Consider the following 24,846-nt stretch of genomic DNA (forward strand, 5'->3'; position numbering starts at 1 on the left):
TCAGCTAAGATATCATTGTTAAAAAAGTTAAAAATTATTTATAAAACAGGAGGAGCATTATGACTTACCATTTTCAAAATCCCAGTGACGGCGTTGTCAAGCGCTATCTAGAAACCAGCAAGGTGATTGCTGTTGTCGGTCTGTCTGACCGTGAAGAAACGACCAGTAACCGTGTGTCCAAGGAAATGCAGGAGCGAGGCTATCGCATTATCCCAGTCAATCCGCGGGCAGCGGGCAGTCAGATTTTTGGTGAAACTGTTTATGCCAGTCTCAAAGATATTCCTTTCCCAGTGGATATTGTCGATGTTTACCGTCGTAGCGAGTTTTTGCCAGATGTGGCGCGTGATTTTCTGGAAGCAGATGCCAAGATTTTCTGGGCTCAGTTGGGCTTGGAAAATGAAGAAGCTGAGCAGATTTTGCGGGCAGCTGGTCGCGAAGATATCGTTATGGATCGCTGCATCAAACGCGAGCATACCCGCTTGATTCTGGGCGAATAAATGGCCAAGTTAGTCATCATTCGTGGCAATTCCGGTTCTGGCAAGTAGAGTCTGGCTAAGAAACTGCAGGCACACTATGGTCGAGGGACTCTTTTGATTGCGCAGGACACAGTTAGACGGGACATGCTCAAGGAAAAAGTCGAGCTGGGCGACCTATCTATTGACCTGACTGAAAGCCTAGCTCGTTTTGGCTACGAGCATGATTTACTGGTCTTGGTAGAAGGTTTCTACGAGACAGATATTTATGGCCACATGCTGGAGCGGTTGCGGACTTTGTTTGGTCCTCAGACTCTAGCCTATTACTATGATTTGACTTTTGAAGAAAACGTCTGCCGCCATCAGACCCGAGTCAAGCAGGAGGAATTTGCCCCAGCTGATATGAGACGCTGGTGGAAAGATCGAGATTTCTTAGGCTAGGAAGAGGAATCATTCTTTAGAGACGAAGATTCCTTGGAGGCAGCCTTTGAGCGGATCGTTCATGATTTGCATCATACAAAAGAAGGTTGAGCTTTGAGTTCAACCTTTTGTAATACCATAAGAATCATTTTTTCTATTATTTTAGATTTTTTACACAGAAAAATGATATAATAATAGCATAGGAATCTATATCTTTTTAAGTGTCAGAAAGGGGAGGACTATGCCGAATCAGGAATTTGGGCAGCGATTGAAGGAATTGCGTAAAGCTAAAGGATTGACCAAAGAGGCGCTATGTGGAGATGAGTCTAATCTCTCCGTTCGGCAGCTAACTCGTCTGGAAAGCGGACAGTCTCAGCCTACATTGCGAACTTTGGAATATTTAACAGAGTGTTTGGGTATTAGTCTGACGGAGCTGATAGGTCAAGAGCATATGAACCATTTGCCATCTGAATATCAGAAGCTAAAGTATCAGATCATACGAACGCCAATCTATGGCAGCCAGGAAGTCCTAGCTGAATTAGAGAATCAATTGGATGCTGTTTTTGATAATTATTATGATAATTTACCTAGTGAGGAGCAGTTAACTATAGATATTTTACAATCTTATCTCTACACTTATGAGAATGATGGTAAGCCGTTTGGCAAAGAAATTTTTGACAGAAATAAGAGAAGATTGCGTCAGAAAAAATTTTATGATATTAATGATTTGCTAATCCTTCGTCTGTATCAAATGTATATAGATGAAAAGGAAGTGGCCTCTGGAAAGTTTGATATGGATTTGTTTGATGATCTAGCAGTTGGTTTACTCAATTCTAAGGATCATATTCCAAGCAACTATACATTTCTTCTGAGAGATATATTGATTATGGTGCCAACAGTCGAGATATTTCGATGTCGCTTTGTGCATATCCATAAGGCGTTTCAATGTTTAAAAGAAATGATGACCTCAACTCAAGATTATCAAAAAGAGCCGATTATTAAGATGTTGGAATGGAAGTATAGTTTAGTGAGGGAAAAGGACGTGGATAAAGCTAGAAAACTCTACGAAGATGCCCTCACTCTTGCAAAATTGTTTCAAAATGATAATTTAGCTCGCCAATTACAGTATGAGTGGGAGAAAAATTTAGAGGAGTATACATATAAATAAACGGGACTTTTAAGTCCTGTTTATTTATTCTTGGGAGTTTATAATGAAATTGTAAATAATAAAAACCAAAAGGAAGTGGGGAAATGGAAGTTTATTTGAAATTACTCTTGATAATATGGTGGTGCTAATAGCTGCTATTTATGATTGATTTGTAAGGTGTTAAAACAAATCAATAAATGTTACAATTGTATTACAAAAAGCGATTCCTATTTTGAAATTGGATAAAACGATAAGGAGGTTCCATTATGAAACGTAATAAACTTATTTTATTGGCAGCTACTGCCTTGTGCTCTGTATTCCTGCTTGCAGCTTGTAGTTCTAAGCCATCTACGAAGGTGAACAGCAGTTCCACTTCCCAGACTTCTCAGATATCTAAGACTAGTAGCTCAGGCGAGTCCTCCACCAAACCATCAGCTAAGCAAAGTTCTGCTTCCAACGAAGCAAAGGCATCCTCTTCAACTCCTCAGACTTCTAGCGACCAGAGTATTTCCAGTCAAGCTGAGAAACCCGTGGAAAACAAGACTTCAGCAGATTCAAACACTCCAACAACTTCCGGTATAGATGTCAATGCTCTAGCAAATGGTGATTTCTCTAGCATTGCAGGTGCTTGGCAAGACGATTTGGGCAACCAATTAGTTTTTGATGCAAATAGATTAGTAACATTGCAACGTAATAATGGTGAGACATTGAACCATAACGTTATTTATAATGGTCATGTAGAAGGAGATAAGTTTAGAGCTGATTTTGGTTATAATGGAGCAGGCAGTAGTGATCCTTTATTCGCTGTTCCAGTGGGCGTAGCATTACCACTTAATGGTGCTCCAGCGCCTAAAGAACAAATCATGCTTGGAAGTGATGCAATCTCTTCCGCACAACATCCCTACTATCGAGTAGCAAATTAATGATAAACTGACAAGGAGATTCTATTATGAAACGTAATAAACTTATTTTATTGACAGCCACTGCCTTGTGTTCTGCTTTCCTGCTCGCAGCTTGTAGCTCTAAGCCTTCTACGGAGCCTAGTAGTTCTACCTCTCAGAGCTCTAAAATTAGCAGTTCTAGCAAGTCTTCTACCAAACCATCAGCTAAGCAAAGTTCTGCTTCTAACTCCGTGACATCCTCTTCAACTCCTCAGACTTCTAGCGACCAGGGTATTTCCAGTCAAGCTGAGAAGCCCGTGGAAAACAAGACTTCAGCAGATTCAAACACGTCACCAACTCCGGCTACTCCAGTGGCTCCAACAACTTCTGGTATGGATATCAATGCTCTAGCAAATGGTGATTTCTCTAGCATTACTGGTACTTGGCAAGACGATTTGGGCAATCAATTAGTCTTTGATGCAAATGGTTTGGTGTCCCATACTTACAGAGGAAATGAATCAAGCGACTACACTTTGACAAATAGTCAAGTATATGAAGGTAAGTTTGGAGCGTTTTTAACTCATAAATCAGGGAATCAAGTGGCCTCCTTCACAGCCATTCCTAAAGGAGCTCGTCTTTATGATACTGGAAGTGAAAATCCGAAAGAACGCATTTTAGTGGGGCAAGATTTTACCTATGCAAGCCAACATCCCTACTATCGCGTAGCGAATTGATGTATTGAATGATGAACATCGTGGTGCGAGTGACTTTCCAAGGTACTCGTCATGCTGACAATATAAAAACAAGGAACAGAATTAATTGCTGTTCCTTTTTCTTTGCTTTATCGAAAAAAGTTTGTTCATAGGGCTGTTTTGGATTATTTTTTTGTAAAATGGCTCTTTCTTCTCCAAAAATTGGTACAATAAAAGAAAGCGTTTTAATCGAATGATGAGGTAGTAACGATGAAAATATCTTTAGAAGAAATTCAAAGAGTTGCCAACCAAGGCCCTTTCTATCCAGACTGGGACTCTCTTGCGACCTATCAAGTTCCCCACTGGTTCAAAAGGGCTAAGTTTGGGATTTTTATCCACTGGGGACTTTACAGCCTTCCTGCCTTTGGGAGCGAGTGGTACTCTCGAAATATGTACATCCAAGGTACGGCAGAGTTTGACCACCATATCAAAACTTATGGGCCTCACAAAGATTTCGGCTACAAGGATTTTATCCCACTCTTTACTGCCGAAAATTTTCATGCGGACGAATGGCTGCGCCTCTTTAAAGAAGCGGGAGCCCAATATATTTTTCCAGTGGCAGAGCATCACGACGGCTTCCAGCTTTATGGCAGTCAGCTCTCTCCTTTTAATAGTGTGGAAATGGGTCCAAAACGTGACATCTTGGGTGAATTGAGTCAGGCAGCTCAAAGAGAGCAACTACATTTTTGTACCTCTTCCCATCGGGCAGAGCATCATTTTTTCTTTTCGCATGGAAAGGAGTTTGCCGGTGACATTGCCAGCGAAGTCAGTCGCGAGGAACTCTATTGGCCGGCTATGCCAGAGCCAGACCACCATGATTTGTTTGGTCAGCCTTGTCCGAGTCAGGAGTTTCTAGATGATTGGCTCCTGCGTACCTGTGAGCTGGTTCGAGATTACCAGCCTGAGATTTTGTATTTTGACTGGTGGATTCAGCATGCAGCTTTTAAAGAGTATATAAAGCTTTTTGCGGCCTATTACTATAATTTAGGAGCAGCTTCTGGGAAGCCGACTAGCATCTGCTACAAGCATGATGCGCTGGCTTTTGGTGCGGGGATTGTGGAAGTGGAACGCGGCGGTTTTGCAGAGATCCAGCCTTTCACTTGGCAGACGGATACGGCTATCGCGCGAAATTCTTGGGGCTACACAGAGAACCTTGACTATAAGTCAGCTAAAGAAATCATCCAGACCTTGATTGATGTCGTATCCAAAAATGGGAATTTGCTGCTGAATATTGGGCCAAAAGGAGACGGGACGATTCCAGAAAAAGATCAAGAAATCTTGAGAGAAATCGGGGCTTGGCTCCAAGTGAACGGTCAAGCGATCTATGATTCACGCGCATGGAGGCAATTTGGAGAAGGTCCGACACAAGTAGATAGTGGGCCATTTTCGGATGGGAAAAACATCCCGTATACAAACCAGGATTTCCGTTTCACGGCTAAGGGCGGAGCAGTGTACGCCTTTCTGATGGAGCCTGCAGCAAATCAGTGGCTGACGATTCAGGCCTTGGCTGACGAAAGAGAAAATCCCGCGTCTCGCTTTCATGGTATCATAGAAGAGGTATCCTTACTAGGCTATGAGGAACCGCTCGAATGGGAACAAATGCCCCAAGGTTTGCGTCTTTTCATGCCGAGTGTAGCAGGCGAATTACCCTTGGTGTTGAAGGTCCAACTGCGTTAAATCTAGACGAAAAAATGAGGCTGGGACAAAAGTCCTAGCCTCTCAATTGTCTTTGGATTGTAGAGCAAGACGCAGTGGTTGAGTGGGCTCTACTACGCTGATTTCATCAGCTTTTACAGCCCTACTCAACTGTGCGGAGGTGGGACGACGAAATCGAATTCTAAGGAATTACCGATTTCTGTCCCACTCTCATTTTACTTACTTAGTGATTTTAAATTTTCATAAAAGAGTACTCGGGCTGTTGTGATGTAAGGATAGGCCACAACTCCAGCGATTCCCAGTGTAATACCAATCAGGATATACCAGCCGATAAAGCTCAGATCCAGCAAGAAACGTTTCCATTTATAGCCTTTCATCATGCGTCTGCTTTGCACAATGACTTGCCAAGGTCCTTGGTAGGTGCCAGTGCTCAGCTGATCATAAAGGATGAAGTCGGTCTGAGAGTAAGCGTAGTTTGCCATCAGGAAGACTGCCGTACCAGCCAAGACAATGAGAGTGCCGAGAAACATCATGGGCGCATAGCTGACGATTTGCTCCACCTCAGGACTAGCAGCTGTCAATTGGGACACATCGGATATTTTCCTATAAATAGCTAGCACCTTGTAACTGCTGAAAATAAGGAAAAATGAACCGACAAGGCTGATAGAATTCCACAACAAGAGGAGAATACTTTTAGTCAGTTGTGTGATAAAAATCGGTGAGAAAAGCTCGGCAGAAAAGATTCGGCCAATATCTGCAAAGCCAACCGTATCGCGTTTTTTCCGAACGACTTCTATCATGCTGAAGCTAGCAGATAAAAAGAGCAGGGCGATGATAAATTCTACGATTTGTGGAAAAATTTGACGGCCAAAAATCACAACAAAGGCCTGATTGATCTCCAACTGGGGAACAATCTCCTCCAGATGACGGTTGGGAGACAGATAGGTAGATAAAATGGTTACCAGAGTTGGAATGGCAAAGAGTGAGAAAATGCCGTTGGTTTGATTTCGGATGGTTCGTGCCTGGGCACGGATTTCGCTTAAATTCATACAGACCTCCATTTCATGATTTTTATTATACCACATATCGTGACAGACAAGACTTTTTTTGGTAAAATCATACGGTATCTTATGAGCGCTTGTCGCTTATTTTATAGAAGAAAATAGCTGGGACTGTCTTTCCCAGCAGGAGGAAACATGTCAGATTCACCGATTCAGTATCGTTTGATCAAAAAGGAAAAGCACACAGGTGCTCGTCTAGGAGAAATCATCACCCCGCATGGCACCTTCCCAACGCCTATGTTTATGCCGGTCGGTACTCAGGCGACGGTCAAGACTCAGTCGCCAGAAGAGCTCAAGCAAATGGGTTCGGGTATCATCTTGGCCAATACTTACCACCTCTGGTTGCGGCCGGGTGATGAGCTGATTGCCCGTGCAGGTGGCCTACACAAGTTCATGAACTGGGACCAGCCTATTCTGACCGATAGTGGTGGTTTTCAGGTTTATTCTCTAGCGGATAGTCGCAACATCACAGAAGAAGGAGTGACTTTTAAGAACCACCTTAATGGTTCCAAGATGTTCCTGTCGCCAGAAAAGGCTATCTCTATCCAGAACAACCTAGGCAGCGACATTATGATGTCTTTTGATGAGTGCCCGCAGTTCTACCAGCCTTATGACTATGTCAAGAAGTCTATCGAGCGGACTAGCCGTTGGGCAGAGCGCGGACTCAAGGCCCACACTCGTCCACACGATCAAGGTCTCTTTGGGATTGTTCAGGGAGCTGGCTTTGAAGATTTGCGCCGCCAGTCTGCTCAAGATTTGGTCAGCATGGATTTCCCAGGCTACTCTATCGGAGGGCTGGCTGTTGGTGAGTCTCATGAGGAAATGAATGCGGTGCTGGACTTCACAACGCCTTTGCTGCCTGAAAACAAGCCTCGTTATCTCATGGGAGTGGGAGCGCCAGATAGCTTGATTGATGGTGTTATCCGTGGCGTTGATATGTTTGACTGCGTTCTGCCGACTCGGATTGCCCGAAACGGCACCTGCATGACCAGCGAGGGACGTCTGGTTGTCAAAAATGCCCAGTTTGAGGAAGATTTCACGCCACTGGATCACGACTGTGATTGCTACACTTGTACAAACTACACGCGGGCCTATATCCGCCACCTGCTCAAAGCTGATGAAACCTTTGGCCTCCGCTTGACAAGTTACCACAATCTCTATTTCTTGGTAAATCTCATGAAGAAGGTTCGTCAAGCCATTATGGATGATAATCTGTTGGAATTCCGAGAAGACTTTGTTGAGCGCTACGGCTACAACCGCTCCAAGAGGAATTTCTAAGAGTCTTCATTTGAAATCGCAGGGGCTTTGTGCTATTCTACCGTGGTGCTGTAAATCACAGCGTTAGCTGTGATGCAAGAGGTTGCGACATAATCGATTGCATTGCCACGAAACGCGCGTCGGTTTCCTATTTTTGCTTTGAGTTTGAATCCCTTTGTATCTTAGGCTTGAGCATAAAAAACGCTCGTTAAAAACTTTCCAAACTATATCAATAAGAATTGGAAGGCTGGTCTTGGTCGAAGCCTACATGTTTTTCGTCTCTGGTTGAGACTGGTAAATTTAACGTTTTGTTTACTATGGGTGCCATTCTCTCTAGGAAAGAGGAGTTGATAGTGAACGGCGTGATATATCCTATACGCAAAGAGCGCTAATTCATTTTGTTGAGTGAAGTAGTAGCTTGGTAGTTAGAAGGTTTAGAGCTGAGGTCGATTGTTAGTCAGTCACCTTAGAAGTGAAAGTAAAAGGAGCAAAATATGTTTTTAAAAATAATCAGTAGTATCTCTACCAATAATTTTCAAGATCCAAACATGATGGAAAAAATTAACCATCTATGGCAGGAACACCAGAAAGAAGTAGAGGAGGCATTTGCCCAAGGGCTTCCGATTTATGCAGTTTATCATGATTATGCCAGCGACTACAAGGGTGATTACAGCTTGTCGCTCTGTAGTCTGTCTGATAAAGAAGACTGGGACTTTGACACTTCAGAGCAAACTTACCAAGTATTTGAGGTGGATACAAGTGATTCAAAAGGTTGCCTTCATACCTGGCAGCAAATTTGGCGGGCAGAAGAAGCAAGAGAACTGCAACGTCAGTATAGTATTGATTTTGAAAAATATGATCCAGATCAGACAGTATCTATCTTTATCGCTACCCCCAACAATGGGTAAGTTGTCAAACTGAGTTCTAGTTACATAAGAGGATCAGAACTTACTCCAAGAACTTAGGCTAGTAAAAAAGATTTAAAAAATTACTCAAATCCCTTGCAATGCTTGGTTCTTTGTGTTAAGATACTATGGTGCTGTAAAAAAACAGCGTGTAGCTTTGATGCAAGAGGTTGCGACACGCTCGGTTGCATTGCCACGCAATCACCTGTCGGTTTTCTTGTGGAGCTAGCCTATTATCTTAAATAGACGAAAAAAGGAGAAAAAGATGGCAAACAAAAAAATCCGCATCCGTTTGAAAGCTTACGAACATCGTACACTTGACACAGCGGCTGCAAAAATCGTAGAAACTGCTGCACGTACAGGTGCTGAAGTTGCGGGTCCAATCCCACTTCCAACTGAACGTAGCCTCTACACAATCATTCGTGCGACTCACAAATACAAAGATTCTCGCGAACAATTTGAAATGCGTACTCACAAACGCTTGATCGACATCATCAACCCAACTCAAAAAACAGTTGACGCTTTGATGAAGTTGGACCTTCCAAGTGGTGTGAACGTAGAAATCAAACTTTAATCTAAAGCTTGGTATCTTGAGCATAAAAAACGCTCGTTAAAAACTTTTTAGACAAAAAAATAGAAAAGGAAACATTTTCTCATGACAAAAGGAATCTTAGGGAAAAAAGTGGGAATGACTCAAATCTTCACTGAAGCTGGCGAATTAATCCCTGTAACTGTTGTTGAAGCAGCTCCAAACGTTGTTCTTCAAGTAAAAACAGTTGAAACAGACGGTTACAACGCAGTTCAAGTTGGTTTTGACGACCTTCGTGACGTATTGAGCAACAAACCTGCTAAAGGACATGTAGCGAAAGCTAACACGGCTCCTAAGCGCTTCATTCGTGAATTCAAAAACATTGAAGGCTTGGAAGTTGGTGCGGAAATCACAGTTGACACATTCGAAGCTGGTGATGTTGTTGATGTAACAGGAACTTCAAAAGGTAAAGGTTTCCAAGGTGTAATCAAACGCCACGGCCAATCTCGTGGTCCGATGGCTCACGGTTCACGTTACCACCGTCGTCCTGGTTCAATGGGACCAGTTGCGCCAAACCGTGTTTTCAAAAACAAACACTTGGCTGGCCGTATGGGTGGCAACCGTGTAACGATTCAAAACCTTGAAATCGTACAAGTTGTTCCAGAGAAAAACGTTATCTTGATCAAAGGAAACGTACCTGGTGCTAAGAAATCTCTTATCACTATCAAATCAGCAGTTAAAGCTGGTAAATAATAAAGAAAGGGGAAATCAGTCACAATGGCAAACGTAAAATTATTTGACCAAACTGGTAAAGAAGCTGGTGAAGTAGTTCTTAACGACGCAATCTTTGGTATCGAACCAAACGAATCAGTTGTCTTCGACGTGATCATCAGCCAACGCGCTAGCCTCCGTCAAGGAACTCACGCTGTTAAAAACCGTTCTGCAGTATCAGGCGGCGGACGCAAACCATGGCGTCAAAAAGGAACTGGACGTGCTCGTCAAGGTTCTATCCGCTCTCCACAATGGCGTGGTGGTGGTATCGTCTTCGGTCCAACTCCTCGTTCATATGCCTACAAACTTCCACAAAAAGTTCGTAGATTGGCATTGAAATCAGTTTACTCTGAAAAAGTTGCTGAAAACAAATTCGTAGCTGTAGACAGCCTTTCATTTACAGCTCCAAAAACTGCTGAGTTTGCAAAAGTGCTTGCAGCATTGAGCATCGACACAAAAGTACTTGTTATTCTTGAAGAAGGAAATGAATTTGCTGCACTTTCAGCACGCAACCTTCCAAACGTTAAAGTTGCAACAGCAACAACAGCAAGTGTTCTTGATATCGCAAACAGCGACAAACTTCTTGTTACTCAAGCAGCTATCTCTAAAATCGAGGAGGTTCTTGCATAATGAATTTGTATGACGTTATCAAAAAACCTGTGATCACTGAAAGCTCAATGGCTCAGCTTGAAGCAGGCAAATACGTATTTGAAGTAGACACTCGCGCTCACAAACTTTTGATCAAGCAAGCTGTTGAAGCTGCTTTTGAAGGAGTTAAAGTTGCTAATGTCAACACTATCAACGTAAAACCTAAAGCAAAACGCGTTGGACGTTACACTGGTTTTACTAACAAAACTAAAAAAGCTATCATCACTCTGACAGCAGATTCTAAAGCAATCGAGTTGTTCGGAGCTGCTGAAGCAGAATAATCTAAGGAGGAAATATCGTGGGAATTCGTGTTTATAAACCAACAACAAACGGTCGCCGTAATATGACTTCTTTGGATTTCGCTGAAATCACTACTAGCACTCCAGAAAAATCTTTGCTCGTTTCACTTAAGAGCAAAGCTGGTCGTAACAACAACGGACGTATCACTGTTCGTCACCAAGGTGGCGGCCACAAACGTCACTACCGTTTGATTGACTTCAAACGTAACAAAGATGCTGTTGAAGCAGTAGTTAAAACTATCGAGTACGATCCAAACCGTTCAGCAAACATCGCTTTGGTTCACTATACTGACGGTGTGAAGGCATACATCATCGCTCCTAAAGGTCTTGAAGTGGGTCAACGTATCGTTTCAGGTCCTGAAGCAGATATCAAAGTCGGTAACGCACTTCCACTTGCTAACATCCCGGTTGGTACTTTGGTTCACAACATTGAATTGAAACCAGGTCGTGGTGGTGAATTGGTTCGTGCTGCTGGAGCTTCTGCTCAAGTATTGGGTCAAGAAGGTAAATACACTCTTGTTCGTCTTCAATCAGGCGAAGTTCGTATGATCCTTGGCACTTGCCGTGCTACAGTTGGTGTTGTCGGAAACGAACAACATGGCTTGGTTAACCTTGGTAAAGCAGGTCGTAGCCGTTGGAAAGGTATCCGTCCAACAGTTCGCGGTTCTGTAATGAACCCTAACGATCACCCACACGGTGGTGGTGAAGGTAAAGCACCAGTTGGTCGTAAAGCGCCATCTACTCCATGGGGCAAACCTGCTCTTGGTCTTAAAACTCGTAACAAGAAAGCGAAATCTGACAAACTTATCGTTCGTCGTCGCAACGAGAAATAATCTAAAACAATCTATCCGCCAGCTCGGTAGCGCTGCTTAGCAGCGCAGGCCGCTGTGGTACTTATTTTAAAGGAGAAAATATAAAAATGGGACGCAGTCTTAAAAAAGGACCTTTCGTCGATGAGCATTTGATGAAAAAAGTTGAAGCTCAAGCTAATGACGAAAAGAAAAAAGTTATAAAAACTTGGTCACGTCGTTCAACGATCTTCCCAAGTTTCATCGGTTACACAATCGCAGTCTATGACGGACGTAAACACGTACCTGTTTACATCCAAGAAGACATGGTAGGTCACAAGCTTGGTGAATTTGCACCAACTCGTACTTACAAGGGTCACGCTGCAGACGACAAGAAAACACGTAGAAAATAAGGAGAACATAAATGGCAGAAATTACTTCAGCTAAAGCAATGGCTCGTACAGTGCGTGTTTCACCTCGTAAAACTCGTCTAGTTCTTGACAATATCCGTGGTAAAAACGTCGCTGACGCAATCGCAATCTTGAAATTCACTCCAAACAAAGCTGCTAGCATTATCGAAAAAGTATTGATCTCTGCAATCGCTAATGCTGAAAACAACTTTGGTTTGGAAAAAGCTAACTTGGTGGTATCTGAAGCTTTCGCAAACGAAGGACCAACTATGAAACGTTTCCGTCCACGTGCTAAAGGTTCAGCTTCACCAATCAACAAACGCACAAGCCACATCACTGTGGTTGTTGCAGAAAAATAAGGAGGTAACATCGTGGGTCAAAAAGTACATCCAATTGGTATGCGTGTCGGCATCATCCGTGATTGGGATGCCAAATGGTATGCTGAAAAAGAATACGCGGATTACCTTCATGAAGATCTTGCAATCCGTAAATTCGTTCAAAAAGAATTGGCTGACGCAGCTGTTTCAACTATTGAAATCGAGCGCGCAGTAAACAAAGTTAACGTTTCACTTCACACTGCTAAACCAGGTATGGTTATCGGTAAAGGTGGAGCTAACGTTGATGCACTTCGTGCAAAACTTAACAAATTAACTGGAAAACAAGTACACATCAACATCATTGAGATCAAATCTCCAGATTTGGATGCTCACCTTGTTGGTGAAGGAATTGCTCGTCAATTGGAGCAACGTGTTGCTTTCCGTCGTGCTCAAAAACAAGCAATCCAACGTGCAATGCGTGCAGGAGCTAAAGGAATCAAAACTCAAGTATCAGGTCGTTTGAACGGTGCAGATATCGCTCGTAGCGAAGGATACTCTGAAGGAACTGTTCCACTTCACACCCTTCGTGCGGATATCGATTACGCTTGGGAAGAAGCTGATACTACTTACGGTAAACTTGGTGTTAAAGTATGGATCTACCGTGGAGAAGTTCTTCCAGCTCGTAAAAACACTAAAGGAGGTAAATAACCAATGTTAGTACCTAAACGTGTTAAACACCGTCGCGAATTCCGCGGAAAAATGCGTGGTGAAGCTAAAGGTGGTAAAGAAGTAACTTTTGGAGAATATGGTCTTCAAGCAACTACTAGCCACTGGATCACTAACCGTCAAATCGAAGCTGCCCGTATCGCTATGACTCGTTACATGAAACGTGGTGGTAAAGTTTGGATCAAAATCTTCCCACACAAATCATACACTGCAAAAGCAATCGGTGTACGGATGGGATCTGGTAAAGGGGCTCCAGAAGGTTGGGTAGCACCAGTTAAACGTGGTAAAGTGATGTTTGAAATCGCTGGCGTATCGGAAGAAATCGCTCGTGAAGCTCTTCGTCTTGCAAGCCACAAATTGCCAGTTAAATGTAAATTCGTAAAGCGTGAAGCAGAATAAGGAGAAAGCATGAAACTTAAAGAAATTCAAGATTTTGTTAAAGAACTTCGTGGTCTTTCTCAAGAAGAACTCGCGAAGCGTGAAAATGAATTGAAGAAAGAATTGTTTGACCTTCGTTTCCAAGCTGCTACTGGTCAATTGGAGCAGACAGCGCGTTTGAAAGAAGTGAAAAAACAAATCGCACGTATCAAAACTGTTCAATCAGAAGTTAAATAATAGACTTGGGAAAGGAGAAATTCTAAAATGGAACGTAATCAACGTAAAACCCTCGTCGGACGCGTCGTTTCTGACAAGATGGATAAGACAATCACAGTTGTAGTTGAAACAAAACGTAACCACCCAGTCTATGGTAAGCGTATTAACTACTCTAAGAAGTACAAAGCACATGATGAAAACAATGTTGCCAAAGAAGGCGATATCGTTCGTATCATGGAAACTCGTCCGCTTTCAGCTACAAAACGCTTCCGTCTTGTAGAAGTTGTTGAAGAAGCGGTTATCATCTAATCAAACCAGAAAGGAGAAAACTTAAATGATTCAAACAGAAACTCGTTTGAAAGTTGCTGACAACAGCGGTGCTCGCGAAATCCTGACAATCAAAGTTCTTGGTGGTTCAGGACGTAAGTTCGCCAACATCGGTGATGTCATCGTTGCATCTGTAAAACAAGCTACTCCTGGTGGTGCGGTTAAAAAAGGTGACGTTGTAAAAGCGGTTATCGTTCGTACTAAATCAGGTGCTCGTCGTAAAGATGGTTCATACATCAAATTCGACGAAAACGCTGCAGTCATCATCCGTGAAGACAAAACTCCTCGCGGAACTCGTATCTTCGGCCCAGTTGCTCGCGAATTGCGTGACGGCGGCTTCATGAAGATCGTATCATTGGCTCCAGAAGTACTTTAATCTAAAAATCAAACAAGTCCCCTGGAAGTTTTCTAGGGTGCCCTCATGGGCGTAAGAAATTAAAGGAGAAACCTAATAATGTTTGTGAAAAAAGGCGACAAAGTTCGCGTAATTGCTGGTAAGGACAAGGGTATTGAAGCACTTGTTGTTGCAGCTCTTCCAAAAGTAAACAAAGTAGTTGTTGAAGGTGTTAATCTTGTTAAGAAACACCAAAAACCAAATAGTGAAAACCCTCAAGGTGCTATCGTAGAAAAAGAAGCACCAATCCATGCGTCAAACGTTCAAGTTCTTGACAAAAATGGTGTTGCAGGACGCGTTGGTTACAAGTTTGAAGACGGCAAAAAAGTTCGTTACAACAAGAAATCAGGCGAAGTGCTTGACTAATCACGAAGGAAAGGAGAAGTATAATGGCAAATCGTTTAAAAGAAAAATATCTTAATGAAGTAGTACCTGCTTTGACTGAAAAGTTCAACTACTCATCTGTTATGGCTGTGCCAAAAGTGGATAAAATCGTTTTGAACATGGGTGTCGGTGACGCTGTATCAAACGCTAAAAACCTTGAAAAAGCTGCTGAAGAATTGGCTCTTATCTCAGGTCAAAAACCACTTATCACTAAAGCTAAAAAATCAATCGCCGGCTTCCGTCTTCGTGAAGGTGTAGCGATCGGTGCTAAAGTAACCCTTCGTGGCGAACGTATGTATGAGTTCTTGGATAAATTGGTTACTGTATCACTTCCACGTGTACGTGACTTCCATGGTGTTCCAACAAAATCATTTGATGGACGCGGAAACTACACACTTGGTGTGAAAGAACAATTGATCTTCCCAGAAATCAACTTTGATGACGTTGATAAGACTCGCGGTCTTGATATCGTTATCGTAACAACTGCTAACACTGACGAAGAGTCACGTGCATTGCTTACAGGCCTTGGAATGCCTTTTGCAAAATAATATAGGAGGTAAAACAAATGGCTAAAAAATCAATGATTGCTAAGAACAAACGCCCAGCGAAGTTCTCTACGCAAGCTTACACTCGTTGTGAAAAATGTGGCCGTCCACATTCAGTTTACCGCAAGTTTAAACTTTGCCGTGTTTGCTTCCGTGAATTAGCATACAAAGGACAAATCCCTGGCGTTACCAAAGCATCTTGGTAATTCTAGCTTCCAATTCCGTCACGATTCTTCGTTATCGGCTTTTGCCTAACTTAAGTTATGCCTACAAGCCGATGCCTAGACTCACTTAGGAATTGAAACCTAGAAACATATTCTGAGCCTAGCTCAATCATTAACTAGCAAGTGCAGCTTGCAAACTACTAGTAAGAGGAGAAATATAAAATGGTTATGACTGACCCAATTGCAGACTTTTTGACTCGTATCCGTAACGCTAATCAAGCGAACCACGAAGTACTTGAAGTACCTGCATCAAACATCAAAAAAGGGATTGCTGAAATCCTGAAGCGTGAAGGTTTTGTAAAAAACGTTGAAATTATTGAAGATGACAAACAAGGCATCATCCGTGTCTTCCTTAAATACGGACAAAATGGTGAAAAAGTTATCACTGGTTTGAAACGTGTTTCAAAACCAGGTCTACGTGTTTACAAGAAACGCGAAGACCTTCCAAAAGTCTTGAATGGACTTGGAATTGCTATCCTTTCAACATCTGAAGGTCTGCTGACTGATAAAGAAGCACGCCAAAAGAACGTTGGTGGAGAAGTTATCGCTTACGTTTGGTAATATTTAGCTTTCAATTTCTTTGTAGCTCTTCGTTATTGTTTCTTGCCTAACTCAAAGTTATGCTTGCGATACGAAGCATAGATTCACTTTGGAATTGAAACCTAAATGTTCCTTTAAATCGAGAAATCGATTTAAGCCCCGTGAAAACTGGTCGCTTACGGCCTGACAATTTAACAGGAGAAAATAAACATGTCACGTATTGGTAATAAAGTTATCGTGTTGCCTGCTGGTGTTGAAATCACTAACAATGACAACGTTGTAACTGTAAAAGGACCTAAAGGAGAACTGACTCGTGAGTTCTCAAAAGATATTGAAATCCGTGTGGAAGGAACTGAAGTAACTCTTCACCGTCCAAACGATTCAAAAGAAATGAAAACAATCCACGGAACTACTCGTGCCCTTCTGAACAACATGGTTGTTGGCGTATCAGAAGGATTCAAGAAAGAACTTGAAATGCGTGGGGTTGGTTACCGTGCACAACTTCAAGGCACAAAACTTGTCTTGGCTGTTGGTAAATCTCACCCAGACGAAGTTGAAGCTCCAGAAGGAATTACTTTTGAACTTCCAAACCCAACAACAATCGTTGTTAGCGGGATTTCAAAAGAAGCAGTTGGACAAACAGCTGCTTATGTACGTAGCCTTCGTGCACCAGAACCATATAAAGGCAAAGGTATCCGTTACGTTGGTGAATTCGTTCGCCGCAAAGAAGGTAAAACTGGTAAATAATATTGATTGGCTGATCATTTCAGCCAGCCAATTTATTTTCCGATTTTGTGCTAAGGCACGTCAATAATAATAAGAGGTGAAAATTGTGATTACGAAACCAGATAAAAATAAAATCCGCCAAAAACGCCACCGTCGCGTTCGCGGAAAACTCTCTGGAACTGCTGATCGCCCACGTTTGAACGTATTCCGTTCTAATACAGGCATCTACGCTCAAGTGATTGATGACGTAGCGGGTGTAACGCTCGCAAGCGCTTCAACTCTTGACAAAGAAGTTTCAAAAGGAACTAAAACTGAACAAGCCGTTGTTGTAGGTAAACTCGTTGCAGAACGTGCAGTTGCTAAAGGTATTTCTGAAGTGGTGTTTGACCGCGGTGGATATCTCTATCACGGACGTGTAAAAGCTTTGGCTGATGCAGCTCGTGAAAACGGATTGAAATTCTAATAGGGAGGACACTAGAAAATGGCATTTAAAGACAATGCAGTTGAACTTGAAGAACGCTTAGTTGCAGTCAACCGTGTTACTAAAGTTGTTAAAGGTGGACGTCGTCTTCGTTTTGCAGCTCTTGTAGTAGTTGGTGACCGCAACGGTCGTGTTGGTTTCGGTACTGGTAAAGCTCAAGAAGTACCAGAAGCTATCCGTAAAGCAGTTGAAGATGCGAAGAAAAACTTGATCGAAGTTCCAATGGTTGGTACAACTATTCCTCACGAAGTTCTTTCAGAATTTGGTGGAGCGAAAGTATTGCTTAAGCCAGCTGTTGAAGGTTCTGGAGTTGCTGCTGGTGGTGCTGTTCGTGCCGTCATCGAATTGGCAGGTGTGGCAGATGTTACATCTAAATCACTTGGTTCAAACACTCCAATCAACATCGTTCGCGCAACTGTTGAAGGCTTGAAACAATTGAAACGCGCTGAAGAAGTTGCTGCCCTTCGTGGTATTTCAGTTTCTGACTTGGCTTAAGAAAGGGGAACTCATGGCTCAAATTAAAATTACTTTGACTAAGTCTCCAATCGGACGCATCCCGTCACAACGTAAAACTGTTGTAGCACTTGGACTTGGCAAATTGAACAGCTCAGTTATCAAAGAAGACAATCCAGCGGTACGCGGTATGATCACTGCTGTATCTCACTTGGTAACTGTTGAAGAAGTTAAGTAAGCCTTAGCTGAAAAACTTTTATTAAGATACATTAGGGGATTTGAGAATTTTCTCAGCCCCTAAAACTAAATATATGTATAGGCGAGTTTGTATCAGAGACACCTTTTCTCTGGTACGAGCGCTAGCATTTTACAAAAGAGGAGAAAAAATTAATGAAACTTCATGAATTACAACCTGCTGCAGGTTCACGTAAAGTTCGCAACCGTGTTGGTCGCGGTACTTCATCAGGTAACGGTAAAACTTCTGGTCGCGGTCAAAAAGGTCAAAAAGCACGTAGCGGTGGCGGTGTTCGTCTTGGTTTTGAAGGTGGACAAACTCCATTGTTCCGTCGTGTACCAAAACGTGGTTTCTTGAATGTAAACCGTAAAGAATACGCGATTGTTAACCTTGACCAATTAAATGTCTTTGAAGATGGTGCAGAAGTAACTCCAGTTGTTCTCATCGAAGCAGGTATTGTAAAAGCTGAAAAATCTGGTGTTAAGATTCTTGGTAACGGAGAATTGACTAAGAAGTTGACTGTTAAAGCAGCTAAATTCTCTAAATCAGCTGAAGAAGCTATCACTGCTAAAGGTGGTTCAGTCGAAGTCATCTAAGAGAGGTGACCTATGTTTTTCAAGCTATTAAAAGACGCACTTAAAATAAAACAAGTACGGTCTAAGATTTTGTTCACACTGTTCATTATCTTAGTTTTCCGTATTGGTACAACTATAACCGTTCCAGGAATTAATGCGAAAGCATTGAATAGTTTAAGCGATTTACCTTTCTTAAACATGCTTAGCTTGGTTTCAGGGAATGCCATGCGTAACTTCTCTGTTTTTGCCCTTGGGGTTAGTCCCTATATCACGGCTTCAATCGTGGTTCAGCTCTTACAAATGGACTTGCTTCCAAAATTTGTAGAGTGGGGCAAGCAAGGGGAAGTCGGACGGAGAAAGCTTAATCAAGCAACTCGCTATATTTCTCTGGTATTGGCCTTTGTCCAATCCATCGGGATTACAGCTGGATTTGCGACTTTGTCAAGAACCAAACTAGTAGCGAATCCAAATTGGCAAACCTATCTTTTGATTGGTGCCCTCCTCACGACAGGTTCAGTTATTGTGACCTGGTTAGGAGAGCAAATCACAGATAAGGGTTATGGTAATGGTGTATCCATGATTATCTTTGCAGGGATTGTATCTGGTATTCCTGGTATGATCAAAGGAATCTATGAAGATTACTTTGTTAATATCCCGAGCGATCGACTCAATTCGTCTTTGATTTTCGTTGGGATTTTAATTGTTGCAGTTTTGGTGATTATCTATTTCACAACCTTTGTGCAACAAGCTGAGTACAAAATTCCAATTCAATATACGAAGATTGCTCAAGGTGCCCCTTCAAGTTCCTACCTACCGTTAAAAGTGAATCCTGCTGGTGTTATCCCAGTTATCTTTGCAAGTTCGATTACAGCTGCTCCAGCAGCTATCTTCCAATTTGTAAGTGCTATGGGCTATAACGCATCATGGGTTCGGACGGCACAGGCGCTTCTGGCGACTACAACCATCAGTGGTATGTTTACCTATGCTCTCTTGATTATTCTCTTTACTTTCTTTTATACATTTGTACAAATTAATCCTGAAAAGACAGCAGAGAATTTACAAAAGAGTGGAGCCTACATCCCAGGTGTTCGTCCAGGTAAGGGAACGGAAGAATATATGTCTAAATTGCTTCGCCGTTTGGCGACAGTTGGCTCACTATTCCTAGGAATTATCACAATCATTCCGATCCTAGCCAAAGATCTTTTCGGTCTGACCGATGCAGTTGCTCTTGGAGGAACTAGTCTTCTTATCATCATTTCGACTGGTATTGAAGGAATGAAGCAGTTGGAAGGTTACCTTCTGAAGCGTAAGTATGTCGGATTTATGGATACTACAACAGAATAGAAATAGGTTGACTTAGTCAACCTTCTATTTTGTTTTTAAAAAAGTTTATTAAGTGTTTTAATAGATTGCTTTAAAAACAAAAAAGGAGACAAAACATGAATCTTTTGATTATGGGCTTGCCAGGCGCAGGCAAGGGAACACAAGCAGCCAAAATTGTGGAACAATTCCACGTGGCACATATTTCAACCGGGGATATGTTCCGTGCTGCTATGGCCAATGAAACAGAAATGGGTGTTTTAGCGAAGTCCTACATTTCTAAAGGCGAGTTGGTGCCAGATGAAGTGACAAATGGAATTGTGAAAGAGCGCTTAGCACAAGATGATATTAAAGAAACTGGTTTCTTGTTGGACGGTTATCCACGGACAATTGATCAAGCACATGCTTTGGATAAAATCCTTGCGGATCTGGATATCCAACTTGACGCAGTTATCAATATCGAAGTAAATCCAGATAGTTTGTTAGAACGTTTGAGTGGACGGATTATCCACCGCGAAACAGGGGAAACCTTCCACAAAGTTTTCAACCCACCAGTGGATTACAAAGAAGAAGATTACTATCAACGTGAAGACGACAAACCTGAAACAGTAAAACGTCGTTTGGATGTTAATATCGCTCAAGGCCAACCAATTATTGATCATTACCGTGCTCAAGGACTCGTTCACGACATTCAGGGCAATCAAGAGATTGAGGCAGTTTTCTCAGATATCGAAAAAGTCTTGTCAAATTTAAAATAAAAGCGTTTTTCCCGCTTGCAATATTTGACAAGTAGTGATACAATGAGTTAGTCTGACTTATAATTGTTACCTCTGTGCTCAGAGGAATCTATCGAAATTTAGGGAGGTGCTTTTGCGTGGCAAAAGACGATGTGATTGAAGTCGAAGGCAAAGTAGTTGATACGATGCCGAACGCAATGTTTACGGTTGAACTTGAAAATGGACATCAGATTTTAGCAACAGTTTCTGGTAAAATTCGTAAAAACTATATTCGTATTTTAGCGGGAGATCGTGTTACTGTCGAGATGAGTCCTTATGATTTGACACGTGGACGGATCACTTACCGCTTTAAATAATCGAAAAACTTGGAGGGATAAGAAATGAAAGTAAGACCATCGGTCAAACCAATTTGCGAATACTGTAAAGTTATTCGTCGTAATGGCCGTGTTATGGTAATTTGCCCAGCAAATCCAAAACACAAACAACGTCAAGGATAAGATAGAAAGGAGAAAACATGGCTCGTATTGCTGGAGTTGACATTCCAAATGACAAACGTGTAGTCGTTTCACTTACTTACGTGTATGGTATCGGACTTCCAACTTCTAAGAAAATTTTGGCTGCTGCTGGAATCTCAGAAGATATCCGTGTCAAAGATTTGACATCAGATCAAGAAGACGCTATCCGTCGCGAAGTGGATGCAATCAAGGTTGAAGGTGACCTTCGTCGTGAAGTAAACCTTAACATCAAACGTTTGATGGAAATCGGTTCATACCGTGGTATCCGTCATCGTCGTGGACTTCCTGTCCGTGGACAAAACACTAAAAACAATGCTCGTACTCGTAAAGGTAAAGCCGTTGCGATTGCAGGTAAGAAAAAATAATATAGGAGGTAAAAGTCTTGGCTAAACCAACACGTAAACGTCGTGTGAAGAAAAATATCGAATCTGGTATTGCACATATTCACGCTACATTTAATAACACTATTGTTATGATTACTGATGTGCATGGTAATGCGATTGCTTGGTCATCTGCTGGTGCTCTTGGTTTCAAAGGTTCTCGTAAATCTACACCATTTGCTGCCCAAATGGCATCTGAAGCGGCTGCTAAGTCTGCACAAGAACACGGTCTTAAATCAGTTGAAGTTACAGTTAAAGGTCCAGGTTCTGGTCGTGAGTCAGCTATTCGTGCACTTGCTGCAGCTGGTCTGGAAGTAACTGCTATTCGTGATGTGACTCCTGTGCCACACAATGGTGCTCGTCCTCCAAAACGTCGCCGTGTATAATCATAAACAATTACACTGCTTTTCGTTTAAGAGGGAGTTAACTAAATGATTGAGTTTGAAAAACCAAATATAACAAAAATTGATGAAAATAAAAATTATGGCAAGTTTGTAGTTGAGCCGCTAGAACGCGGTTACGGTACAACACTTGGGAATTCGCTTCGTCGTGTACTTCTCGCCTCACTTCCAGGTGCAGCAGTGACTTCTATCAACATTGAAGGAGTATTGCACGAATTTGATACGATTTCTGGGGTCCGTGAAGATGTTATGCAGATCATTCTGAACATCAAGGGGATTGCTGTAAAATCTTACGTCCAAGACGAAAAGATGATTGAATTGGATGTTGAAGGTCCTGCAGAAGTAACTGCTGGAGACATTTTGACAGACAGTGATATCGAAATTGTAAACCCTGATCATTATCTCTTTACAATCAGTGAAGGTGCTCGCTTTAAAGCGAAAATGGCTGTGAATAGCGGTCGTGGATATGTGCCAGCTGACGAAAATAAAAAAGATGATGCACCAGTAGGCACACTTGCGGTAGATTCTATCTATACGCCTGTGACAAAAGTAAATTACCAGGTTGAACCAGCTCGTGTTGGTAGCAACGATGGTTTTGATAAACTTACCCTTGAAATTTTAACGAATGGAACGATTATTCCCGAAGACGCTTTGGGACTATCAGCTCGTATCCTGACAGAGCATCTGAACCTCTTTACAGATTTAACAGAAGTTGCTATTTCAACTGATGTGATGAAGGAAGCAGAGAAATCTTCAGATGATCGCATTTTGGAACGTACAATTGAAGAATTGGATCTATCAGTTCGTTCATACAACTGTCTGAAACGCGCAGGAATTAATACTGTCTTTGATTTGACAGAAAAATCTGAGCCTGAAATGATGAAAGTTCGTAACTTGGGCCGCAAGAGTCTTGAAGAAGTTAAAGTTAAACTTGCTGACCTTGGTCTTGGGTTAAGAAATGATAAATAAAGGAGGAATACATGGCTTACCGTAAACTAGGACGCACTAGCTCACAACGTAAAGCAATGCTTCGTGATTTGACTACTGACTTGATTATCAATGAATCAATCGTAACAACTGAAGCTCGTGCTAAAGAAATCCGTAAAACAGTTGAAAAAATGATTACTCTTGGTAAACGTGGTGACTTGCATGCTCGTCGTCAAGCAGCAGCTTTTGTACGTAACGAAATTGCATCAGAAAACTACAATGAAGAGACTAACAAGTACACTACAACTACAGCTCTTCAAAAATTATTCTCTGAATTGGCACCTCGCTATGCTGAGCGCAATGGTGGATACACTCGTATTCTTAAGACTGAACCACGCCGTGGGGATGCTGCGCCAATGGCAATTATTGAATTAGTATAATTTTTATCAATTTTGTTGAGTGTTATGATGATGGAGTTCTTATACTCTTAGTCTAGCTCTGGTCTACCGCTAGGATTTTTCCTAGCGGGAACACTCATCATCATGATGAAAGGGTAGACGCTTGTTTACGAAATTGCTTTTAGTGAAAAACAATTTCGTAAGCAGGCGTTTTTGAATGGGAAAAGAAAAACTTTGTTGAGGGAAGGAGAAGAAATGCAAGATTCGATTGCTATTTTGAAAGAACGTTATTTAGCCAATATAAAAGAGAATCCAGACTTATACATTGGGATTGAGTTAGAATTTCCAATTGTGAATCTTCAGGGAGGAGCGACAGATACTCGTGTAACAAAGGAGCTGTTAGTAAGGCTGAATTCAGACTATGGCTTTATCGTAGAAAGAAGGGATTCAGAGGGCAATCCTATCCAGTTAAAAGCTTCAGATAGCGAAGATCGGATACTTTTTGAAGTGTCTTATAATATTTTGGAATTTGCATTTGAAAAAGCGAAAACGATTCAAGAAGTCGAAAGACGCTTTAATCATTACCTAGACACCATTCAAAAGATTTTGCGCGAAAGTCATCATGAGCTTCAGGGACATGGTTTACATCCATTCTGGAAGGAGAATGATAATGGTCCTGTTAAATATCCCCGCTATCAAATGTTAATGCAATATCTAGCTTTGAGTGAGAAAATTGGAGGAGATTTCTTCCATCGCCATCCTGATTATGGTAGCTATATCTGTGGGAGCCAGGTACAGTTAGATGTTTCACGGGCAAATTTCATACAGGTAATTAACACCTTTAATCAAATCGAGGCTGCCAAAGCTTATCTTTTTGCCAATTCAGAATTACTTACAGAAGATTTTAACACTAGAATCTCGAGAGACCGCTTCTGGGAAGAGTCCATGCATGGCTTGTTAGTAGAAAATGTCGGTGTTAATCCCCATGATTTCAAAGATGAGGAAGATTTTTTCAATTATTTAAATCATACAGCCATTTTCAATGTTGAGCGAGAGGGTGACACCTATTATTTTCCTCCTATCGTAGCTGGAGAGTATCTAAAGCAGGAGCAAATCAAGGGATACAATTTAAGTGGCAAGGAAAGTCTAGTAATCCCCCAAGCAGATGATTTTTGTAATCACAGAAGCTACCAGTACCAAGATTTGACAACGCGGGGAACGATAGAATTTAGGAGCACTTGTGCTCAGCCTTTCGATAGGACCTTTGCACCAGCAGCTTTTCATTTGGGATTGTTGGCTAATCTTGAGGAAGTGATCGCTTATCTTAAAGATTGTGATTTCTTCAAATTAGAGGGGCGTAACTATAAAAGGCTGCGCAGAAAGTATTCGCAGATCGAGTTAACACAGACAGAGCAAGACTCTATTCAATCATTTGCATCAGATCTCCTTCAATTGGCTGTTAAAGGTTTGGAGAAACGAAAAGAAGGGGAAGAGTGCTACTTGTTTCCACTTATGAATGAGAGATAAAGTAATTTCTTTTTAACCTCTAATAGAAAGCTGAAGTAAATTTCTTTATGTGATTGATTGGATTGTGTATTATATTAGTTTGAGTATGTTTGAATGAATTTAATTGTATTGGGAATACTTAAT

38 protein-coding genes and 1 pseudogene are annotated in these 24,846 nt (G+C 41.8%); 38 read left to right on the plus strand and 1 reads right to left on the minus strand.

What is annotated here, in order from left to right:
* The first annotated feature begins 59 nt into the window (after positions 1-59).
* From O3644_RS06910 to O3644_RS06935, 6 genes and pseudogenes are all read left to right on the plus strand, one after another.
* Entirely contained in the window at positions 60-497 is a 438-nt protein-coding gene (locus O3644_RS06910; RefSeq protein ID WP_048766368.1) for a CoA-binding protein, read from the plus strand.
* Positions 498-548: 51 nt separating this feature from the next.
* Positions 549-1,004, plus strand: a pseudogene (locus tag O3644_RS06915) (AAA family ATPase).
* Positions 1,005-1,134: 130 nt separating this feature from the next.
* A complete protein-coding gene (locus tag O3644_RS06920) occupies positions 1,135-2,061 on the plus strand; it encodes an XRE family transcriptional regulator (protein WP_048766367.1) in 927 nt (308 codons plus the stop codon).
* A 245-nt stretch (positions 2,062-2,306) separates the two neighbouring features.
* Positions 2,307-2,963 carry a DUF6287 domain-containing protein gene (locus O3644_RS06925; RefSeq protein ID WP_048766366.1) on the plus strand — a complete coding sequence of 219 codons (657 nt, stop codon included), beginning with the start codon at positions 2,307-2,309 and terminating at the stop codon, positions 2,961-2,963.
* Positions 2,964-2,989: 26 nt separating this feature from the next.
* Positions 2,990-3,655, plus strand: a complete 666-nt coding sequence (locus O3644_RS06930; protein WP_048766364.1) for a DUF6287 domain-containing protein — start codon at positions 2,990-2,992, stop codon at positions 3,653-3,655.
* A gap of 228 nt (positions 3,656-3,883) precedes the next feature.
* On the plus strand, positions 3,884-5,350 hold the full coding sequence (locus O3644_RS06935) for an alpha-L-fucosidase (protein ID WP_048766363.1): 1,467 nt from the start codon (positions 3,884-3,886) through the stop codon (positions 5,348-5,350).
* A 194-nt stretch (positions 5,351-5,544) separates the two neighbouring features.
* On the opposite strand, the gene O3644_RS06940 is transcribed toward O3644_RS06935, so the two are convergent.
* Positions 5,545-6,378: a DUF975 family protein gene (locus O3644_RS06940; protein ID WP_045498248.1), complete on the minus strand. Its 834-nt coding sequence runs from the start codon at positions 6,376-6,378 to the stop codon at positions 5,545-5,547.
* A 147-nt stretch (positions 6,379-6,525) separates the two neighbouring features.
* On the opposite strand from O3644_RS06940, the gene tgt reads away from it, so the two are divergent.
* From tgt to O3644_RS07100, 32 genes are all read left to right on the plus strand, one after another.
* Positions 6,526-7,668 (plus strand): tRNA guanosine(34) transglycosylase Tgt, encoded by a 1,143-nt coding sequence (tgt, locus tag O3644_RS06945; RefSeq protein WP_005591306.1) that lies wholly within the window; start codon positions 6,526-6,528, stop codon positions 7,666-7,668.
* Positions 7,669-8,141: 473 nt separating this feature from the next.
* Positions 8,142-8,555 carry a GyrI-like domain-containing protein gene (locus tag O3644_RS06950; RefSeq protein ID WP_005591305.1) on the plus strand — a complete coding sequence of 138 codons (414 nt, stop codon included), beginning with the start codon at positions 8,142-8,144 and terminating at the stop codon, positions 8,553-8,555.
* Positions 8,556-8,817: 262 nt separating this feature from the next.
* Positions 8,818-9,126, plus strand: a complete 309-nt coding sequence (gene rpsJ, locus O3644_RS06955; protein ID WP_005591304.1) for a 30S ribosomal protein S10 — start codon at positions 8,818-8,820, stop codon at positions 9,124-9,126.
* Between the two features lie 81 nt (positions 9,127-9,207).
* Positions 9,208-9,834 carry a 50S ribosomal protein L3 gene (gene rplC, locus O3644_RS06960; RefSeq protein WP_015604246.1) on the plus strand — a complete coding sequence of 209 codons (627 nt, stop codon included), beginning with the start codon at positions 9,208-9,210 and terminating at the stop codon, positions 9,832-9,834.
* Between the two features lie 24 nt (positions 9,835-9,858).
* The gene (rplD, locus tag O3644_RS06965) at positions 9,859-10,482 is read left to right on the plus strand and encodes a 50S ribosomal protein L4 (protein WP_005591302.1); all 624 of its coding nucleotides are present in this window, start codon (positions 9,859-9,861) and stop codon (positions 10,480-10,482) included.
* Positions 10,482-10,781 (plus strand): 50S ribosomal protein L23, encoded by a 300-nt coding sequence (locus O3644_RS06970; protein WP_005591301.1) that lies wholly within the window; start codon positions 10,482-10,484, stop codon positions 10,779-10,781. Before rplD ends, O3644_RS06970 begins: the two co-directional genes overlap by 1 nt.
* A gap of 17 nt (positions 10,782-10,798) precedes the next feature.
* Positions 10,799-11,632 (plus strand): 50S ribosomal protein L2, encoded by an 834-nt coding sequence (rplB, locus tag O3644_RS06975; RefSeq protein ID WP_002894482.1) that lies wholly within the window; start codon positions 10,799-10,801, stop codon positions 11,630-11,632.
* Positions 11,633-11,718: 86 nt separating this feature from the next.
* Complete coding sequence (gene rpsS / locus O3644_RS06980) at positions 11,719-12,000, plus strand: 30S ribosomal protein S19 (RefSeq protein ID WP_000533766.1); 282 nt, start codon at positions 11,719-11,721, stop codon at positions 11,998-12,000.
* An 11-nt stretch (positions 12,001-12,011) separates the two neighbouring features.
* A complete protein-coding gene (rplV, locus tag O3644_RS06985; protein WP_048766351.1) occupies positions 12,012-12,356 on the plus strand; it encodes a 50S ribosomal protein L22 in 345 nt (114 codons plus the stop codon).
* Between the two features lie 12 nt (positions 12,357-12,368).
* Entirely contained in the window at positions 12,369-13,022 is a 654-nt protein-coding gene (gene rpsC, locus O3644_RS06990) for a 30S ribosomal protein S3 (protein WP_005591299.1), read from the plus strand.
* A gap of 3 nt (positions 13,023-13,025) precedes the next feature.
* The gene (rplP, locus tag O3644_RS06995) at positions 13,026-13,439 is read left to right on the plus strand and encodes a 50S ribosomal protein L16 (protein ID WP_005591298.1); all 414 of its coding nucleotides are present in this window, start codon (positions 13,026-13,028) and stop codon (positions 13,437-13,439) included.
* Positions 13,440-13,448: 9 nt separating this feature from the next.
* A complete protein-coding gene (gene rpmC, locus O3644_RS07000) occupies positions 13,449-13,655 on the plus strand; it encodes a 50S ribosomal protein L29 (protein WP_005591297.1) in 207 nt (68 codons plus the stop codon).
* Positions 13,656-13,682: 27 nt separating this feature from the next.
* Positions 13,683-13,943: a 30S ribosomal protein S17 gene (rpsQ, locus tag O3644_RS07005; RefSeq protein ID WP_002885836.1), complete on the plus strand. Its 261-nt coding sequence runs from the start codon at positions 13,683-13,685 to the stop codon at positions 13,941-13,943.
* Positions 13,944-13,968: 25 nt separating this feature from the next.
* On the plus strand, positions 13,969-14,337 hold the full coding sequence (rplN, locus tag O3644_RS07010) for a 50S ribosomal protein L14 (protein WP_002894494.1): 369 nt from the start codon (positions 13,969-13,971) through the stop codon (positions 14,335-14,337).
* A gap of 78 nt (positions 14,338-14,415) precedes the next feature.
* Positions 14,416-14,721, plus strand: a complete 306-nt coding sequence (gene rplX / locus O3644_RS07015; RefSeq protein ID WP_371595359.1) for a 50S ribosomal protein L24 — start codon at positions 14,416-14,418, stop codon at positions 14,719-14,721.
* A 23-nt stretch (positions 14,722-14,744) separates the two neighbouring features.
* Positions 14,745-15,287: a 50S ribosomal protein L5 gene (gene rplE, locus O3644_RS07020; RefSeq protein WP_005591294.1), complete on the plus strand. Its 543-nt coding sequence runs from the start codon at positions 14,745-14,747 to the stop codon at positions 15,285-15,287.
* A gap of 17 nt (positions 15,288-15,304) precedes the next feature.
* A complete protein-coding gene (locus tag O3644_RS07025; protein ID WP_001085697.1) occupies positions 15,305-15,490 on the plus strand; it encodes a type Z 30S ribosomal protein S14 in 186 nt (61 codons plus the stop codon).
* A 180-nt stretch (positions 15,491-15,670) separates the two neighbouring features.
* Positions 15,671-16,069 (plus strand): 30S ribosomal protein S8, encoded by a 399-nt coding sequence (gene rpsH, locus O3644_RS07030; protein ID WP_002899666.1) that lies wholly within the window; start codon positions 15,671-15,673, stop codon positions 16,067-16,069.
* A 189-nt stretch (positions 16,070-16,258) separates the two neighbouring features.
* Positions 16,259-16,795, plus strand: a complete 537-nt coding sequence (gene rplF / locus O3644_RS07035; RefSeq protein WP_148887771.1) for a 50S ribosomal protein L6 — start codon at positions 16,259-16,261, stop codon at positions 16,793-16,795.
* Between the two features lie 85 nt (positions 16,796-16,880).
* Complete coding sequence (rplR, locus tag O3644_RS07040) at positions 16,881-17,237, plus strand: 50S ribosomal protein L18 (protein WP_009659213.1); 357 nt, start codon at positions 16,881-16,883, stop codon at positions 17,235-17,237.
* An 18-nt stretch (positions 17,238-17,255) separates the two neighbouring features.
* On the plus strand, positions 17,256-17,750 hold the full coding sequence (gene rpsE, locus O3644_RS07045) for a 30S ribosomal protein S5 (protein ID WP_005591292.1): 495 nt from the start codon (positions 17,256-17,258) through the stop codon (positions 17,748-17,750).
* A gap of 13 nt (positions 17,751-17,763) precedes the next feature.
* Positions 17,764-17,946: a 50S ribosomal protein L30 gene (gene rpmD / locus O3644_RS07050; protein ID WP_002894509.1), complete on the plus strand. Its 183-nt coding sequence runs from the start codon at positions 17,764-17,766 to the stop codon at positions 17,944-17,946.
* A 152-nt stretch (positions 17,947-18,098) separates the two neighbouring features.
* Positions 18,099-18,539: a 50S ribosomal protein L15 gene (rplO, locus tag O3644_RS07055; RefSeq protein ID WP_045498220.1), complete on the plus strand. Its 441-nt coding sequence runs from the start codon at positions 18,099-18,101 to the stop codon at positions 18,537-18,539.
* 12 nt (positions 18,540-18,551) lie between these two features.
* Positions 18,552-19,862, plus strand: a complete 1,311-nt coding sequence (gene secY, locus O3644_RS07060; protein WP_005591290.1) for a preprotein translocase subunit SecY — start codon at positions 18,552-18,554, stop codon at positions 19,860-19,862.
* Positions 19,863-19,957: 95 nt separating this feature from the next.
* Positions 19,958-20,596 (plus strand): adenylate kinase, encoded by a 639-nt coding sequence (locus O3644_RS07065; protein ID WP_005591289.1) that lies wholly within the window; start codon positions 19,958-19,960, stop codon positions 20,594-20,596.
* A gap of 116 nt (positions 20,597-20,712) precedes the next feature.
* Positions 20,713-20,931: a translation initiation factor IF-1 gene (infA, locus tag O3644_RS07070; RefSeq protein WP_001029883.1), complete on the plus strand. Its 219-nt coding sequence runs from the start codon at positions 20,713-20,715 to the stop codon at positions 20,929-20,931.
* Between the two features lie 24 nt (positions 20,932-20,955).
* Entirely contained in the window at positions 20,956-21,072 is a 117-nt protein-coding gene (gene rpmJ, locus O3644_RS07075; RefSeq protein ID WP_001808836.1) for a 50S ribosomal protein L36, read from the plus strand.
* A gap of 17 nt (positions 21,073-21,089) precedes the next feature.
* A complete protein-coding gene (gene rpsM, locus O3644_RS07080; protein WP_005591288.1) occupies positions 21,090-21,455 on the plus strand; it encodes a 30S ribosomal protein S13 in 366 nt (121 codons plus the stop codon).
* Between the two features lie 17 nt (positions 21,456-21,472).
* Positions 21,473-21,856, plus strand: coding sequence for a 30S ribosomal protein S11 (rpsK, locus tag O3644_RS07085; RefSeq protein ID WP_001118385.1), 384 nt, complete (start codon positions 21,473-21,475; stop codon positions 21,854-21,856).
* A gap of 45 nt (positions 21,857-21,901) precedes the next feature.
* Positions 21,902-22,840: a DNA-directed RNA polymerase subunit alpha gene (locus tag O3644_RS07090; RefSeq protein WP_005591287.1), complete on the plus strand. Its 939-nt coding sequence runs from the start codon at positions 21,902-21,904 to the stop codon at positions 22,838-22,840.
* Positions 22,841-22,851: 11 nt separating this feature from the next.
* A complete protein-coding gene (gene rplQ / locus O3644_RS07095; protein WP_005591286.1) occupies positions 22,852-23,238 on the plus strand; it encodes a 50S ribosomal protein L17 in 387 nt (128 codons plus the stop codon).
* 213 nt (positions 23,239-23,451) lie between these two features.
* Positions 23,452-24,723: a gamma-glutamylcysteine synthetase gene (locus O3644_RS07100; protein WP_048766337.1), complete on the plus strand. Its 1,272-nt coding sequence runs from the start codon at positions 23,452-23,454 to the stop codon at positions 24,721-24,723.
* The last annotated feature ends 123 nt before the right edge of the window (positions 24,724-24,846 follow it).

Source organism: Streptococcus sp. 27098_8_113, from assembly GCF_041432545.1.
GTDB lineage: Bacteria > Bacillota > Bacilli > Lactobacillales > Streptococcaceae > Streptococcus.